The organism is Actinoalloteichus fjordicus (assembly GCF_001941625.1).
Taxonomy (GTDB): Bacteria; Actinomycetota; Actinomycetes; order Mycobacteriales; family Pseudonocardiaceae; genus Actinoalloteichus_A; species Actinoalloteichus_A fjordicus.
In genome coordinates, this window is sequence record NZ_CP016076.1 from 2,728,495 (window position 1) to 2,742,048 (window position 13,554).

A 13,554-nucleotide genomic window follows, 5' to 3' on the forward strand; every position below is an offset into this window, starting at 1 on the left:
CCTGGCCGAGTGATGCGCTGCGCAGTCAAGATCGGGAACCTGGTCGGTATGAACAGTGAATCCTGGTCTGTCCTGAGTGTGAGCAATGCTGGCGCCCTGAGCGTCGCAGGTGCGGTTCTCGGCGGGCTGCTGGGTGCGGCAGGTGCCCGTGCGTTGCATCGAATCCGGGTGCCCGCTCCCGTGTCGGTGTCCTGGTGTGCCGTGCTGGTCGGCTTGTTGTGGACGATCGCGGCCATCCGTGTCTCGACGGGGGCGCTGTCGGGGTGGTGGCTTGCGGTGTCCTGGGCGACGGGACTGCTGACGGTGCTGGCTGTCGGAGCCGACCTCGGGCACAGACGACTGCCGGACCTGCTCACCCTGCGGGCGCCGCCGGTGCTGTTGTCGCTGCTCGTTCTCGCCGCCTGGTCGGCGGGTGACGGCGCGGTGCTGATCCGAGGACTCCTCGGCGGGCTCACGCTGGCTGCCGGTCACGCACTCGTACATCTGATGAGTCCTCGGTCGTTGGGTGCGGGCGACGTCAAGCTGGCATTGACGGTCGGCATGGTCGCTGCGGCGGTCTCGTGGTCGAGTTGGCTCTTGGCGGTGCTGGTCGCACCGCTGATCACCGGAGTGACGGGGCTGATCCTCGCGCTGCGGTCGGGAGTCGCCTCCGCTGTGCCCCACGGCCCGGGGATGGTGATTCCCGTGTGGCTTCTCGTCACCTTCCGGCCCTGAACGGCGTGTTCCGTCTGCCGACGGCACACGGCCGGGTGCCCGTGGAGACGGCGGCCTGCGGCCTTGACGGCCAGAGCGGGATGTCGGCCTCGGCGCGGTCGAAGGCGACGTGTCGCAGTCGACGCGTCCGCCTCAGGACGTCTGCCGCAGGATGAGTCCAGTCGCTGTGCATCGGCCAGGCATCCGTTCTCATCTCGAGCTGTGTGTGTACGTCGACGGTCAATGTTCTTCGTGACGAGTCACTGATCTGGAAAGGAGATGAGCTGGGCGAGTCCGTGTGATGCGGGTTTCACGGGTCGGGCTGTGGCCAGACAGGCCGATGGCCTCCGGGTGCAGGAGTCGAGCTGTCCACGCAGCGTGGCCATGTCGAGTCGTGTCCGAGGTGGACTCTGCTGCGGGCCGGGCCGACTCGGCCGTGACGACGTCGCGGGTTCGGGACGGACACCGCCTTCGGGTCGCACACCGCCTTCTGGTGCCTGGTGCCTGGTGCCTGGTGCCTGGTGTCCGGTGACTGGCGTCGGCGTCGTGCCTGCGAATCGTGCTGCCCTGCCGGGAGTGAGTCGCGGGCCTCGGCCCCTCGTGGTGCTGCCGGTCCCGGCACGCCCGCCGGCTGCTAGGAAGCAGGGGAGGGCAGGGCCGACGATCGGCGGTGCGCCCGCGACGGCGCCGCGACGGCGAGGACCGGACTCGCGTTCGGCAGGCACGGGCAGATTCAGCGCCGCCAGGCCGACGGGCCTTGCAGACCTGCGGGTCGTCGACTGTCATCAGGCTTTATGGCTTTATGGCTTTATGGCTTTATGGCTTTATGGCTTTATGGCTTGGTGGCTTGGTGGCTTGGTGGCTTGGTGGCTGGGCGCTGGGTCTGCCGGGGTGTCGTGTCGCGCGGCGGCGACGGCGGTCGGTGCCGTCGGTGCCCGAGAGCCGTCGCGGTAGGTGCCGGTCCTGCTCCGTTCACGGACCGTGGTGCGCCTCGTCCTAGCCGCCCACGCCCACGCCGATGGTCGGCGTGCCTCGGTGCGCAGTACCGAGGCAGGCGTGCGGCCGGACTCGTGCGCCCTTCGACGTCGGCGGCTGCCGGTGGTGCGCGCATCCCTGGGTCGGGCGGCACTCCGTCCGCTGTGGGGCTCCGTCCGCTGGGGGTCCGACCTCGCCCGGGAAGGGTGAGGCGGTCGCGACATGGGAGGATTCGCCGCGTGTTGCGTTGGATGACCGCAGGTGAGTCGCACGGGCCCGCGCTGGTCGCGGTGATGGAGGGCATGGTGGCGGGGGTCGAGGTGACCACCGCCGACATGACCACGCAGTTGGAGCGCCGCAGGCTCGGCTTCGGCAGGAGCCCCAGAATGGCCTTCGAGGTGGACGACCTCGAGGTCATCGGGGGCGTTCGGCACGGGGTCACCCAGGGCGGTCCGGTCGCGGTCCGGATCGGCAACACGGAGTGGCCCAAGTGGCAACAGGTGATGGCTGCCGACCCCGTTGACCAGGAGGAGTTGGCAGGGCTGGCCCGCAATGCGCCGTTGACCAGGCCTCGCCCCGGACATGCCGATCTCGCGGGGATGCAGAAGTACGGCTTCGACGAGGCCCGGCCGGTGCTGGAGCGGGCCAGTGCCAGGGAGACGGCGGCACGGACGGTGCTGGGCACGGTGGCGGCCCGGTTCCTGGAACAGGTGTTGGGCGTGCGCGTGATCAGCCACGTCGTGTCCATCGGCGCGGCCGTCTCCGAGGGACACCCCCTGCCGCTCCCGGACGACCTGTCCGCGATCGACGAGCATCCGGTGCGGTCCTTCGACGCGGCGGCGGGCGAGGCGATGATGGCCGAGGTCGAGTCGGCCAAGCAGGACGGCGACACCCTCGGCGGGGTCATCGAGGTGCTCGCCTACGGGCTGCCGCCCGGCCTGGGCTCTCATGTGCACTGGGATCGTCGCCTGGACGCCCGGCTCGCAGGCGCGCTGATGGGGGTGCAGGCGATGAAGGGCGTGGAGATCGGCGACGGCTTCACCACCGCTCGGCGCCGAGGGAGCGCCGCCCACGACGAGATCGATCCGGCCGACGGGCCGACCTGGGTGCATCGACGGAGCAACCGGGCAGGCGGTCTCGAAGGCGGCATGACCAACGGCGAACCGTTGCGCGTTCGCGTCGCGATGAAGCCCATCTCCACGGTGCCTCGGGCCTTGGCGACGATGGACGTGTCCACCGGTGAGCCTGCGGTGGCCATCCATCAGCGTTCCGACATCTGCGCGGTGCCCCGGGCCGGGGTGGTGGTCGAGTCGGTGGTGGCGTTGGTGCTGGCCGATGCCGTGCTGGAGAAGTTCGGCGGTGACTCCGTGTCGGAGACTCGTCGCAACGCCCAGGGCTACCTGCGGGATCTGGAGGAGCGGCGATGAGCCGGACCACGCCGATCGTGCTCGTCGGGCCGCCCGGTGCGGGGAAGTCGACCACCGGAAGACTGCTGGCCGAGCGGCTCGGCGTCGACTTCCTCGACGTCGACGACCATATCGAGCAGCGCGCGGGCCAGACCGTCGCCCAGATCTTCACGGGTGAGGGGGAGGTCGCCTTCCGCTCGTGGGAACGTGACGCGGTGCGTCGCTGCCTCACCGAGCAGTCCGGCGTGCTGGCTCTCGGCGGGGGCGCGATCCTCGCCGACGACACCAGGGAGCTGCTGCGCGGCCACACGGTGGTCTTCCTCAACGTCGGGATGGCGGAGGGCGTCCGGCGTACCGGTCTGTCCACCGCGCGTCCGCTGCTGGCGGGGCTCAACCCGAGAGCGACCTTCAAGGCCCTGCTGGACGCGAGGCTGCCCCTGTACCGAGAGGTCGCCACGGTGGAGGTCGTCACCGATCGCCAGGATCCGAGTGAGGTCGCGGCCGCCGTCGTCGCCGCCCTCGCGGAGGGCGGCGAGCGCGCCGAGTCGGTACAGCCGGGCGATTCCGACGCGCGAACGGACTAGAGACTGGTCGGATCGGGTGCCCGAGCGATTAGGCACCCGATCATCCGTTCGGCCTACTGCCTGCTGCCGACCGGATGGTTTGGGCGACCCGGCCGCAACCTGACGGCACCGGCACACGTCGACTTGGTCAACGCCTGCCAGCCGGGCGGGCTGATCGAGAAGAGAAGCCGTGAACCATCGAAGCCGTTCACTTCCTGCACCGTTGATCGCCGCGCTGCTCGGTGTCGGGTTGCTTGCGGGCTGTACGACCGAGCAGCCCGTCGGCGCAGGCCCGACGAGTTCGTCCGCCGAGCCGACCAGCGTCACCACCGGCTCGCCGCCGTCGGGCGCTGATCCGGGCGGTGGTGCCGAGTCGTCGAGCAGTCTCTCCCCGCCGCCCGGCCCCGAAGATCCTGATTCCGTGCCGCCCGGCGGTGCCGCCTCGCCGGGGGAGGTCGCCACTGCGGGCGTGCACGTCGGTGATGCGGGGAGTCCCTGCCCGTTGCCGGTCGGCCTCACCGCCGCTGCGGACTGGGAGGTCACCGACGTCACCGATCTTCAACTCGTGCTCCACGAACTCGTTCCGCTCTGCGAACTGCACGGCCGCCACGCCGGTGTCTTCGGTTCGATTCGGGTGAACACGCCTGCGGACGCCACCCTGGGCGCCGCCGAGGCGCTGGACGCCTACGCCGCCGAGGCCGTCGAGGGCGTGCCCGAGTTCACCGAGGTCGTCATCGACGGACGCGCGGCCGTCGAGGTGTCGTTGTCGCGGGCGGGCGAGTGGAACCGAGCGGAACGAGCCCTGGCGATCGAGACCGACGGCCAGACGATCGTCCTGACTCTCACCGGGCTCGACCAGGAGGAGTTCGAGCTGGGCCTGCCCGCGTACCGGCTGGCACTGGACACGCTGCGGGTCACCGGCTGACCGGGGTCGTTCCGGCGGCACGCGGTGGTGGGATGCTGGGCCGCAGCCGAGGACCCCGGCCTGCCGAGCAGACAGGCCGGTCGGGACCGAGGCTGCTTGAAGGAACTGAGTCCGCCGACACGATCAGCCCGCGAGGAGGTCAGGGTGCCGAGAACCAACTCGGAGCCGGGACCGCGCAGGCAGGCCGTGTCGTCCGGGTTGCCCGCGACCACGTGCTGAGGAGCGCAATGTCAGATCCGATCCGGATTCGCGTCGCCACCGAGCGTCCCTACGAGGTGGTGATCGGCAGAGGCCTGCTCGGCGAACTCGTGGAGACGCTGCGTTCGGCGACGTCGGTGGCGATCGTGCACCAGCCGACCCTGGCCGCCACGGCCGAATCGCTGCGTGACGAGCTTGTCGAGGCGGGGCTCGACGCTCATCGTGTGGAGATCCCCGACGCGGAGGACGGCAAGAGCCTCGCCGTGGCCGGGTTCTGCTGGGAGGTCCTCGGCAAGATCGGCATGGATCGTGACGGTGTGGTCGTCTCCGTCGGCGGCGGTGCGGTGACCGACCTCGCGGGCTTCGTCGCCGCGACGTGGATGCGGGGCGTGCGGGTCGTGCACGTGCCGTCCACGCTGCTGGCGATGGTGGACGCGGCGGTGGGCGGCAAGACGGGCATCAACACCGACGCAGGCAAGAACCTGGTCGGCGTCTTCCATGAGCCTGCCGCCGTGCTGGTCGACCTCGCGACGCTGGAGAGTCTGCCCCGCAACGAACTGCTGGCAGGCATGGCCGAGGTGGTCAAGGCGGGATTCATCGCGGACCCGGTGATCCTGGAACGTGTCGAGCAGGACGCCGACGCCGCGACCGATCCGACCGGTCCGGTGCTGGCCGAGCTGGTCCGTCGGGCGATCCAGGTCAAGGCCGACGTCGTGTCGGCCGATCTCCGTGAGTCGAGTCTGCGGGAGATCCTGAACTACGGGCACACCCTGGGCCACGCCGTCGAGCGTCGAGAGCGCTACCGCTGGCGACACGGCGCCGCGGTCTCGGTCGGCATGATGTTCGCCGCCGAGCTGGCCAGGCTGGCGGGCAGGCTCAGTGACGCTGACGTCGCCAGGCATCGGGACGTCCTCTCCGCGTTGAGCCTGCCGGTCAGCTACGACCCCGACGCGCTGTCCTCGCTGGTCGAGTCGATGCGCCGGGACAAGAAGACCCGGTCGGGCGTGCTGCGGTTCGTGGTCCTGGACGGCATCGGCAGGCCGGGCCGACTGGAGGGCCCCGATCCCTCGCTGCTGGCCGCCGCGTACTCGGCGATCAGCGGGGAGCCGACGCGGCAGGGCGGGGGGATTCTGCTGTGAGCGTCCTGGTGCTCAACGGCCCCAATCTCGGCAGGCTCGGTCTTCGCGAGCCGGAGGTGTACGGCTCCACGACCTACGCCGATCTCGTCGCACTCTGCGAGCGAACCGGCGCCGAACTCGGCCTCCCGGTGACGGTCCGCCAGACCGACCACGAGGGCGAGATGATCGGCTGGCTGCACGAGGCCGCCGACACGAGTTCGCCGGTCGTGCTCAACGCGGCGGCCTGGACGCACTACTCCATCGCCGTCCGCGACGCCTGTGCCCAGCTCACCGCGCCGTGGGTGGAGGTGCACATCTCGAACGTGCATCGGCGGGAGGCGTTCCGCTCACACAGTCACCTGTCGGCCCTGGCGGACGGGGTGATCGTGGGACTCGGTGTCTCGGGGTACCCGCTGGCATTGCGCTGGCTGGCCGAACACACGGCGAGCTGAGGCCTGCCGATGGTCGAGCTGCGCACCGAGCGACTGACCCTGCTGCCGCTCTCCGAATGGGGCGTGGACCTGCTGGCCCCGCTCTTCACCGCGACGGAGGTGCGTCGGGCGCTGCCGCCGGGACCTGTCGACGAAGGCGCGGTGCGTCGCCTGCTGAGCGACCGGATCGAGCGGGCGATGCCCTCGGGAATGGGCGACTGGGTCGTCTGCGTCTCGGGCAGGCCCGTGGGGCTGACCAGTCTGTGCCCCTCCGTGGCGCTGCCCGGCGGACTGCCCGAGGTCGGGTGGCTGCTGGGACGCGAGCATCGGGGGAGGGGCATCGCCGCGGAGGCCGGGTCGGCGGTGCTGCGACACGCATTTCATCGTCTGGAGCTGCCGTCGGTGTGGTCCCTGACCCACCCGGACGACCTGGCGGGCGCGAGTCTCGCCCGCCGCCTTGGCTTCGTCGAGGTGGGGCAGCGGCTTGTCGGCAAGGTCGATCACGCGGTGGCGGTGTGCCAGGCGCCGCCCGCCGGACTGCATCACCTGGAGGTCTGGGTCGAGGACCTCGACCGCGCCAGGTACAGCCTGGGCTGGTTACTCGCGGAACTGGGCTGGGTCGAGTACCAGCGCTGGTCGCGAGGGATCAGCTGGCGCCACGGCGGAACCTACCTGGTGGTCGAGCGCTCGCCTGCGGTCCGGCCGGGCGGTCATGATCGGCTCCGCGCCGGGATGAATCACCTGGCACTGCGGGTCCGGGGCGCCGAGGAGATGCATCGCATCACCGAGCAGGCCACGGGTCGGGGCTGGCGACTGCTGTTCCCGGAGGTCCATCCCTACGCGGGCGGGCCGATGCATCTGGCCGCCTATCTCGAAGACCCTGACGGCTTCGAGGTGGAGTTGGTGGCCGATCCGGCGGGCCCCCTGCGGTAGCTCCTCCGGGTGTCATGGGGACGACCAGCGGTGTCGCCCCAATGGTGGATCGGCTGCGCCTGCCCGGTGGTTGATCCCTACACTGTCTGATGCCCGGCATCCGTTCTCGGGCCTGCACGGCATCGATCACGGTGCTCTCACGGGGAGGTCAGCCCACGGTGCGTGGTTCACCGGTCGGTGGGCGGGCGGCGACGCGTTCGACAGCCGCGTTCCCGGTCGCACTGCGTGTCTCGGCGTTGCTGCTGGCGCTCGTCGTGATCGCAGGCTGCACCGGTGCGCAGGGTGCCGATCGGGACGGCGCGGTGGATCAGACGGACGGCTGGTTCACCGGAGACGGTGCGGACGATGCGGCAGGCGAGGCCGCCGAGCTTCCAGAACCGGCGCAGCTCGCCGTCGAGGGAGTCCGGGGGAACGCCACGCCGATCCTCGCGGGCGATCACCGTGCTCCCTACAACTACGGGCCGACCGTGCTGCTCGACGACGGTCGGTATCGCGCCTGGTGGTGCAGTCAGCTTCCCGGCGTCGGCCCGCCCGGTGACGACGTGCTGTACGCCGAGGCGACGGAACCAGGCGGACCGTACGCGGCCTCGACGGGCTCGCCCGCCGAGGCGGTCTTCACCGGCCTGCCCGGCGCCTTCGACGGCATGCACACCTGCGATCCCTCGGTGCTCAAGGTCGGGGACTCCTACTACCTCTACTACACCGGGGCGGCGGGCGATCACAACGACGGCAACGGCGTCGGCGTCGCGCACAGCTCCGACGGGATCACCTGGTCGAGACTGGGCGACGGCAAACCGGTGGTCAGCGCGTCCTACGACGTGACGAGGGAGAACACCTACGGCGCCGGTCAGCCCGCCGCGGTCTTCCTGGACGACTGGTTCTACCTGATGTTCACCGACACGACCGGCGCGGCGGCGGGGTGGAACGGTGCGGGACAGTTCGTGCTCAGAGCCAGGGATCCGTTGTTCACCGACGGACTGCAGACGCTCACGGAGGCGGGTTTCGTGCCCGCCACCTCGACCGAGGATCCCCGCGCCTTCTCGGTGGTCGACGCGTTCAGCGCCGACCTGATGTGGGTGGACGCGCTGCAGAGCTTCGTGATCGCGCACCAGACCGAGTCGGGGACCAGCCTGACCTTCTGGGATCGGGAGTTCCGGGGCAGTCCTTATGAGCGACTCGTGGTGGAGGGGCCCTGGCGGGAGGGTCCGGGCCTGGTGCGGGAAGGCGGCGGCCACGCCCCGGTGTCGAGGGACGACCCGTGTGGTCGAGTTCCCCTCGACGTGCTGCGGGCGACCACGGCGACCTCCGCACCGACCGACATCGCCCATTACGGCCTCGACGTCGTCGCCGCCGACGGCTGTCGAGACGCACGACGTGCGGCGAGCGTGCTGAACGGCTTCGCGGTTCCTGCGCCGGATCGGACGATGGATCTCGTGCTCGGTGGAGAGCGGGTGCGCATCGAACGCCGCTCGGTGGCCGAGAAGCTCGCCGTCGGCATCCTGGAAGAGCGGGTTCCCGCCGTGGAGGAGCTGCCGGTCGTCGCCGAGATCACCGCAGGACTGCCCGCCGTTCACGCGACCGACCAGCCCGTCGGGCTGGTGGCGGACGATCGGCTCTGGCTGGTGGGCGGTCAGGACGTCGCCGAGCTCAACGGATCGCGGATCACCGAGATCACACCGCAGGAGTGGGCCGCCCATGAGCACGTGCGCGACCTGCGGCGTGCTGCGACCCGACCGAGCGGACGACACGTCGGGACACGGGGGAGTCTGCCGCTTGCCGGCCCCCTGACGGGACCTCGGCGTGGCGACGTCCGCTCGGGCGCCGGTCCGTCGCCGAGCCGCGCGGCTCGGCGCCACGGCCGGATCGAACGCTGATCACTCGGCAGGCCGCCGCGTCACGGTCTGATCCGCGCCGCTCTACCCGGTGGGGGTCACGGGCGATCGCGGGGCCCTCGGGCCCCGGACCCCGCGATCGACGACGACGATCAAGGCTGCCTGCTGCCTGCTGCCTGCTGCCTGCTGCCTGCTGCCTGCCGGTGGCGGCTGGTGCCGGGCGTCGACCGTCGCCGCCTGCGCGCCCACTGTGCCCGCTCAGGCCGGCCCTCGACCCGGTGCGCCGCTGCCCGCCGCATCCCAGCCGCCATGCCTCAGTAGAGCCTGCTCGAGCCGACCGTGCTCAACCGGACCGCCCCCGACCGGACTGTGCCCGACCCGGCCCGAGCTCGACCCAAGCGAGTGCCTCAGCCGACCGGCCCCGCCGCCACGGCGAGGTCATAGGCCAGCTGCGGGACGAACTGGCCGGCAGGCGCCGCGCAGCCGTCGGCCTCGCCGGGCAGCTTGACCCACAGGAAGGCGTCGATCGCCGCGTCCCCGGTGTCGGTGGTGCTGGGCGTCCCGATGGCCCGGCCTGCCGGGTCGCACCACTGCGAGCCGGCCGGACCGTTGCCGTTACGACTGGTGTCGATCACCGCGCCGAGACCGGACACACCCGTCGCGGCCAGCACGGCCTTGGCGTAGGCCGTCTCGTCGGCCGTCCAGCGGTAGTTGGAGACGTTCGTCGCGATGCCCGCCGCGCCGTCGGCGATCCCCGCCGCCGTCAGCCGCGAGGCCATCTCCCCGGGCGCGTGCCACGCCGAGTGTGAGGCGTCGAGGTAGACGTCGGCCTGGGCGGACCCCGAGGTGAGCGCCGCGACGGCGTAGGTGATCGACGCGGTGACCTCGGCCTGTTCCGACTCGTTCATGCAGGAGTCCATCAACGCCAGCACGTCCGGTTCGAGGATGATCGTGGCTGGCCGGTCGGCGAGTCCGTCGGCGACCCGGTCGACCCAGGTCCGATAGGAGGAGTGATCGGGAGCGCCGCCGCCGCTGTGGTTGCTGCAGTCCCGGTTGGGGATGTTGTAGACGACGAGGATCGGCGTCTGGCCTGCGGCCTGGGCCGCACCGACGAGCCCGTCGACCTGGGCGGTGACGGCGGCCGGATTGTGCTGGGTGAACCACTGCGCCTGCGGGACGGAGGCGATGCGCTCGCCGATCACCGAGGCGCGTCCGTCACCGGGATTCGCCGCCACCCACTGCGCGGCGTTGGTCGTCGGGTTGACGTAGAAGGTGTCGTCGGCCTGCTGCGGTGTCGCAGCAGCCTGCGGGGTCGCGATGCCGCCGATCGCCGCCGTCGCGGCCAGGACGGCGCTCAGCGTCGCGCCGATGATGGTCCTGCTGGTCATGCTCTCTCCTCGGGTCGGTGATGCGAGAGTCCGATCTCGGTGGTTGTGAGCGCTCCCAGACAGGACCAGATTACGATCAGATCTCGGCGGCGATGCGTCCGCTCAGCGGTCGTTCTGCTGCGCCGAACGGCGCAGTCACCCGGTCTCGAGGCTGCGGTGTCGGTCGTCGCCGCCGGGCGGGACGCCGTGTTCGGGCCTCGCTGACTCTTATGCTGCCTGCCATGCCAGAAACCCATTCCCGCCGCCGCGAGGCGCTGCGCACGCTGCTCCGCACCGCGAATCTGGACGCGCTGCTGGTGACCGACCTGCTCAACGTCCGTTATCTGACCGGATTCACCGGGTCCAACGCCGCACTGCTGGTGCATGCCGAGGACACCGCGCACGCCGAGACGCGCACCACGTTCTGCACCGACGGGCGCTACCTCACCCAGGCGGGCGAGCAGGTCCCGGACCTGGAGCGGGTGATCGAACGCGCCTCCGGAACGGCGTTGGCCGCTCGATCCGGCGCGGAGGCTGCGGCTCATCGCCGCACGGGTTTCGAGAGTCATAAGGTGACCGTCGACGCACTGGACGTCCTGGCGGGCGCCGCCGAGGGCGTCGATCTGGTGCGGAGCCCCGGCCTGGTGGAGGAGTTGCGGCTGGTCAAGGACGACGAGGAGGTCGAGGCGCTCCGGATGGCCTGTGCCGCCGCGGACCGGGCGCTCGCCGAGCTGCTCGCCGCCGACGGGCTGCGCGCGGGCCGTGCCGAGGTCGACGTGGCCCGTGATCTGGAGGCGCGGATGCGGGACAACGGTGCCGCCGGGCCGTCCTTCGAGACGATCGTCGCCTCCGGTGCGAACTCCGCAGTTCCGCATCACCGGCCGACCGAGAAGGCGCTCCGAACGGGCGACCTCATCAAGATCGACTTCGGCGCACTCGTCGACGGTTATCACTCGGACATGACCCGTACGATGGTGCTCGGGCAGCCCGCCGACTGGCAGCAGGAGCTGTATGAGCTGGTCAGGCTCTCGCAGGCGGCGGGAAGAGCCGCGTTGTCCGTCGGTGTCGAGGTGCGTGACGTCGATGCTGCCGCGCGCAAGGTCATCGAGGCCGCAGGCCGAGGCGAGGACTTCCTGCACGGTCTCGGCCACGGCGTCGGACTGGAGGTCCATGAGGCTCCGAGCCTGTCCAAGGCGGGTGACGGTAGACTGATCGCCGGTATGGCCGTCACCGTCGAGCCCGGCGTGTACCTGTCCGGGCGCGGCGGCGTCCGCATCGAGGACACCCTCGTCGTTCGTGACGGCGAGCCGGAACTCCTCACCCTGACTACGAAGGAACTCGTGGTCGTCTGACGTAGTTCGCGTCGCATCGCCGCGGTCGTCGCAGAGCGGCCGCGGCCCGTCCCTGCACCGGCCCGTCTTCTCGGGCCCACTCGACACAGGAGAGACCACCACAGTGGCGACCACCAACGACCTCAAGAACGGACTGGTTCTCAACCTCGACGGCCAGCTCTGGACCGTCGTGTCGTTCCAGCACGTCAAGCCAGGCAAGGGCGGCGCCTTCGTGCGCACCACACTGAAGAACGTGCTCTCCGGCAAGGTCGTGGACAAGACCTTCAACGCGGGCGTGAAGGTCGAGACGGCCAACGTCGACAAGCGCGAGATGACCTATCTCTACGCCGACGGCAGCGATTACGTGTTCATGGACAGCGAGACCTTCGAGCAGCTTCCGGTGCCGGACGCCACCGTCGGGGACGCGGCCAAGTTCATGCTCGAGAATCAGACCGCCGTCGTGGCGGTGCACGAGGGCATCGCGCTCTACGTCGAACTGCCCGCCTCGGTGGAGCTCGTCGTGAAGCACACCGATCCCGGCCTGCAGGGTGACCGCTCCACCGGCGGCACCAAGCCAGCCGAGCTGGAGACCGGCGCCGAGATCAGCGTTCCCCTGTTCCTCAACAGCGGCGACAAGGTCAAGGTCGACACCCGCGACGGGCGCTACCTGGGCCGCGTGAACTCGTAATGGGCTCGCGCAGCAAAGCCCGCAAACGCGCCGTCGACCTGCTCTATGAGGCCGACGTCCGTTCTGTGGACCCGATCACCCTGCTCGCGGATCGCGTGGGCGTGCCGGACCTGGCTCCGGTCAACGACTACACGGTGACCCTCGTCGAGGGCGTCACCGAGCACCGACGGCGGATCGACGAGTTGATCTCGGAGTACGCCGAGGGCTGGACCCTGGCCAGGATGCCCCCGGTGGACCGGGCCGTCCTGCGGCTGGGCCTCTTCGAGCTGCTGTGGTCGGACGAGGTGGACGACAAGGTCGCCATCGACGAGGCCGTGGAACTGGCGAAGACGTTGTCCACGGACAACTCGCCGAGATTCGTCAACGGCATCCTCGACCGGCTGGCCAAGATCGCCGACCGGCTGCGCGCGGCGAGCTGACGCCTCGGGGGCGCCGTCATGTCGCACATGACGGCGCCCCGAGACGCTTTCAGCAGACGCGCAGCTCACTCCTCCTTGGCGGGTCGCGCCTCAGGAGGAAGGACCCCCCAGTCGATGAGCTGCTCGGTGAGTTCCCCCGGCGACATGTCATAGATGATCGCCAGCGACCGAAGGTCTTCGGTCCTGATCGAGAGCACCTTGCCGTTGTAGTCGCCCCGTTGGCTCTGGATGGTGGCCGCATAGCGAGCCAGCGGACCGACCTTCTCCGCAGGCAGCTGTTGCAGACGTTCCAGATTTATCACGATCTTCGTGGCGGGCTCCGCCCCGGACGGCACCCTGCCCTCCGGAAGCAGTTCCGCCACGGGCACGCCGTAGAAGTCGGCCAGTTCAGCGAGCTTCTGGACGGTGACCGCCCGGTCGCCGCGTTCGTACGAACCGACGACGACGGCCTTCCACCGGCCGCCTGACTTCTGCTCGACCCCATGCAGCGACAGCCCTTGTTGCTGGCGGATCGCGCGGAGCTTGGCGCCCAGCGCCTTGGCGTAGTCGCCCATGTGGCGGTTCTCCGTTTCGTTCGCCCCGTCAGCCTCTAGACAGGTCTGCGGGAATGCCCAGATCAATACGCAGAGTAATGTTCGCTTGCCGTCGTCACCAGGTCAAGCCGGTGAGACTGCT

The 13,554-nt window shown here is 70.2% G+C and carries 13 protein-coding genes; 11 read left to right on the plus strand and 2 right to left on the minus strand.

Features of this window, described 5'->3' with window-relative positions:
- Positions 1-48: 48 nt before the first annotated feature.
- The 8 genes from UA74_RS12205 to UA74_RS12245 all read left to right on the plus strand — a co-directional run bounded on the left by UA74_RS12205 (position 49) and on the right by UA74_RS12245 (position 9,116).
- Positions 49-714 (plus strand): A24 family peptidase, encoded by a 666-nt coding sequence (locus tag UA74_RS12205; RefSeq protein ID WP_075743719.1) that lies wholly within the window; start codon positions 49-51, stop codon positions 712-714.
- Positions 715-1,907: 1,193 nt separating this feature from the next.
- Positions 1,908-3,095 carry a chorismate synthase gene (gene aroC / locus UA74_RS12215; protein ID WP_075740353.1) on the plus strand — a complete coding sequence of 396 codons (1,188 nt, stop codon included), beginning with the start codon at positions 1,908-1,910 and terminating at the stop codon, positions 3,093-3,095.
- Positions 3,092-3,658 carry a shikimate kinase gene (locus tag UA74_RS12220; protein ID WP_075740354.1) on the plus strand — a complete coding sequence of 189 codons (567 nt, stop codon included), beginning with the start codon at positions 3,092-3,094 and terminating at the stop codon, positions 3,656-3,658. The genes aroC and UA74_RS12220 overlap by 4 nt, the downstream gene beginning before the upstream one ends.
- 169 nt (positions 3,659-3,827) lie before the next feature.
- Positions 3,828-4,562, plus strand: coding sequence for a lipoprotein (locus UA74_RS12225; RefSeq protein ID WP_157434140.1), 735 nt, complete (start codon positions 3,828-3,830; stop codon positions 4,560-4,562).
- 227 nt (positions 4,563-4,789) lie between these two features.
- Complete coding sequence (aroB, locus tag UA74_RS12230; RefSeq protein WP_075740356.1) at positions 4,790-5,899, plus strand: 3-dehydroquinate synthase; 1,110 nt, start codon at positions 4,790-4,792, stop codon at positions 5,897-5,899.
- Entirely contained in the window at positions 5,896-6,330 is a 435-nt protein-coding gene (gene aroQ, locus UA74_RS12235) for a type II 3-dehydroquinate dehydratase (protein WP_075740357.1), read from the plus strand. The genes aroB and aroQ overlap by 4 nt, the downstream gene beginning before the upstream one ends.
- Positions 6,331-6,339: 9 nt before the next feature.
- The gene (locus UA74_RS12240) at positions 6,340-7,242 is read left to right on the plus strand and encodes a GNAT family N-acetyltransferase (protein WP_075740358.1); all 903 of its coding nucleotides are present in this window, start codon (positions 6,340-6,342) and stop codon (positions 7,240-7,242) included.
- 158 nt (positions 7,243-7,400) lie between these two features.
- Entirely contained in the window at positions 7,401-9,116 is a 1,716-nt protein-coding gene (locus UA74_RS12245) for a glycoside hydrolase family protein (RefSeq protein ID WP_198042998.1), read from the plus strand.
- Between the two features lie 365 nt (positions 9,117-9,481).
- Here UA74_RS12245 and UA74_RS12250 read toward each other — a convergent pair whose 3' ends face one another.
- Positions 9,482-10,462, minus strand: a complete 981-nt coding sequence (locus UA74_RS12250; RefSeq protein WP_075740361.1) for a glycoside hydrolase family 6 protein — start codon at positions 10,460-10,462, stop codon at positions 9,482-9,484.
- Between the two features lie 221 nt (positions 10,463-10,683).
- On the opposite strand from UA74_RS12250, the gene UA74_RS12255 reads away from it, so the two are divergent.
- The 3 genes from UA74_RS12255 (at position 10,684) to nusB (ending at position 12,879) form a co-directional block, all read left to right on the plus strand.
- Positions 10,684-11,793 carry a M24 family metallopeptidase gene (locus UA74_RS12255; RefSeq protein ID WP_075743720.1) on the plus strand — a complete coding sequence of 370 codons (1,110 nt, stop codon included), beginning with the start codon at positions 10,684-10,686 and terminating at the stop codon, positions 11,791-11,793.
- Between the two features lie 103 nt (positions 11,794-11,896).
- A complete protein-coding gene (efp, locus tag UA74_RS12260) occupies positions 11,897-12,460 on the plus strand; it encodes an elongation factor P (RefSeq protein WP_075740362.1) in 564 nt (187 codons plus the stop codon).
- Entirely contained in the window at positions 12,460-12,879 is a 420-nt protein-coding gene (nusB, locus tag UA74_RS12265; RefSeq protein ID WP_075740363.1) for a transcription antitermination factor NusB, read from the plus strand. The genes efp and nusB overlap by 1 nt, the downstream gene beginning before the upstream one ends.
- A gap of 65 nt (positions 12,880-12,944) precedes the next feature.
- Here nusB and bldD read toward each other — a convergent pair whose 3' ends face one another.
- The gene (gene bldD, locus UA74_RS12270; protein WP_069848742.1) at positions 12,945-13,433 is read right to left on the minus strand and encodes a transcriptional regulator BldD; all 489 of its coding nucleotides are present in this window, start codon (positions 13,431-13,433) and stop codon (positions 12,945-12,947) included.
- Positions 13,434-13,554 lie beyond the last annotated feature (121 nt).

Coding starts and splice junctions, on each gene's coding strand:
- aroB (WP_075740356.1), top strand. CDS start 4,790: ATGTCAGATCCGATCCGGATTCGCGTCGCCACCGAGCGTCCCTACGAG.
- bldD (WP_069848742.1), bottom strand. CDS start 13,433: ATGGGCGACTACGCCAAGGCGCTGGGCGCCAAGCTCCGCGCGATCCGC.
- UA74_RS12220 (WP_075740354.1), top strand. CDS start 3,092: ATGAGCCGGACCACGCCGATCGTGCTCGTCGGGCCGCCCGGTGCGGGG.
- UA74_RS12250 (WP_075740361.1), bottom strand. CDS start 10,462: ATGACCAGCAGGACCATCATCGGCGCGACGCTGAGCGCCGTCCTGGCC.
- UA74_RS12240 (WP_075740358.1), top strand. CDS start 6,340: ATGGTCGAGCTGCGCACCGAGCGACTGACCCTGCTGCCGCTCTCCGAA.
- UA74_RS12205 (WP_075743719.1), top strand. CDS start 49: ATGAACAGTGAATCCTGGTCTGTCCTGAGTGTGAGCAATGCTGGCGCC.
- nusB (WP_075740363.1), top strand. CDS start 12,460: ATGGGCTCGCGCAGCAAAGCCCGCAAACGCGCCGTCGACCTGCTCTAT.
- UA74_RS12255 (WP_075743720.1), top strand. CDS start 10,684: ATGCCAGAAACCCATTCCCGCCGCCGCGAGGCGCTGCGCACGCTGCTC.